General features: G+C 38.2%; 1 protein-coding gene. It reads left to right on the plus strand.

Annotation, left to right across the window (positions count from 1 at the left end; all coding sequences use genetic code 11):
- Window positions 1-2059, plus strand: a 2059-nt coding sequence (locus ACFIKE_RS09840; protein ID WP_375649646.1) for a pertactin-like passenger domain-containing protein, incomplete at both ends; no start/stop codon positions are given.

Below are 2059 nucleotides of genomic sequence, written 5' to 3' on the forward strand. Positions count from 1 at the left end.
TCTCGGGCTGATAAGCATTACTCTAAGCTTAATATTGATGATCTATCAGGTTCTTTACATTTTGATTTTAATGTAAATTTTGCCAAGCATCTTAGTGATTATCTTGTGATTAACAAAAGGGGCTCTGGTTCTCACACAATAAGTGTGGCTGATTCTGGGCGTGAAATTACAAATTCTTCTTACAAAAAGCTTAAATTAATTACTGATCGCAGCGGAAATGCGCATTTTACTCTGACAAACACTTTTGGTGAAAAAATCGGAACTGTTGATGCCGGAACCTATCGGTACAGTTTGAAACATAGAAACAATAAGGGTACTGGTAAAATTTGGTACTTAGATGCAAACCACACCATTGATGAGACAACTTTTCAAGTTTTTGATAGTGTATTGAAACCATATACTGGTTCATCAAGTGATTTACTTACAGAACTCACAATTGATCAAGGAACAACTGTTTCTATTGCAGATCCTAGCTTTGACACGAGTAGCAAGGAAGTTGATAGCAATGGAGAAACTTCAATTAGTAATACAGTTAAAGATGGTGGAAAGCTTTCCGTTTATAGCGGTGGTTTTAGCTTGTATACGACAATTCAAAGAGGTGGCACTGAGCTTATTAAAACACAGGGTCTTTCACAGGATACTATTGTTCATAAAGGTGGGCAACAAAAGGTTAAAAAGGGGGGAAAAGCTGAAGGGGCTAAAATTTACGGAGGTGAGCAATTTGTTTCAGGAAAGTCTGATATTAAAGGTGCGATGGTAAGAAGCAGTGCCTATGACACTATCGTTTCTGGTGAGAATGGAGTGCGAGGATATCAGAATGTGTATGATGATGGAGAGGTTTTTAACACACAGATCATGGAAGGAGGGATACAAAATCTTTATGGAGAAGAGGATCTAAACGATTATAGCAGTTTTGCATTTGATACGAAGGTCTTTTCTGGTGGACAGCAACATGTTTTAGCGGGAGGAATCGCGATTGGCGTTCTTTTAGAAGGGACTGCTTTTCAGGTAATAGATTTAGGAGGTTATGTAAAAGATTTAACCGTTAAGGATCAAGCACAATCGTGGTTACATGGTGGCGCAACATTGGAAGGAAAGACAACGGTTAATGATTCTGGACGGATTTATCTTTATGCTGGTGCAGAGCAGTCTCGTACTGAAGTAGAAAAAATTGTCTTAAATGGCAGAGATACAAAATTGTATTCTATTGCTTCTAATATAGATGGCGAAAGTTCTTTGATTGAAAATCTGAGTGGGAATGGTCGTGTTATTTTTACTTCTACCGTGTTTAATCCACATTACTCCAAACTTGAGATCAATGATCTTTCAGGGAGTTTACATTTTAGGTTGCATACTAATTTTGCAGAACAGCGCGGTGATTATCTTCTGATAAAACAAGGATCAGGTAATCACACCATAAGTGTTATCGATTCTGGTGTTGAAATGACCAATTCTTCTCTACAAGATCAGAATTTAGTTTTGGAGCTTGATTTAATTCATGATCAAAGCGGAAATGCGCATTTTACTCTGACAGATTTTTCTGGTGAAGAGACGAGTACGATTGATGGTGGAGCCTACATGTATGGCTTAAAGACAAAAGATGATAATGGGGGAAAGACTTGGTCTTTGGCTACATCACAAATAACTTCTGCTCCTGTAATTCCTTCACTTCATGTGGAGTCGCCTATAGATAAGCTTCCTGAAAAAGAAGAAAATATGACATCGTCAAAAGATTTTAGTATCTCTGATGTAATTCATTACAGCATTGGGGAAGGAGGAGAAATTCTACAAAGCTCTTTGCTCGGTGACGATAACGTAGTTTATGTCTCTGATGATGGAGAGCAAGGTGTTCTTAAGAAGTCTATTAATAATACAATTCAGGGATCAGGAAGACTTTATGTTGAAGCTGGTGGTTTCAGTAAAAATACAACCATTGAAAATGGTGGTACTGAGATTGTAGGGGAACAGGGGATCTCAGAATCTACGATTATTTACGAGGGTGGAAAACAAAGAGTGGAGGGAGGAGGATCCGCATTGAGAGCTGAAATTTATGGTGGGG

It is taken from the genome of Bartonella sp. MU70NMGDW (genome assembly GCF_042194085.1).
Lineage (GTDB): Bacteria > Pseudomonadota > Alphaproteobacteria > Rhizobiales > Rhizobiaceae > Bartonella > Bartonella grahamii.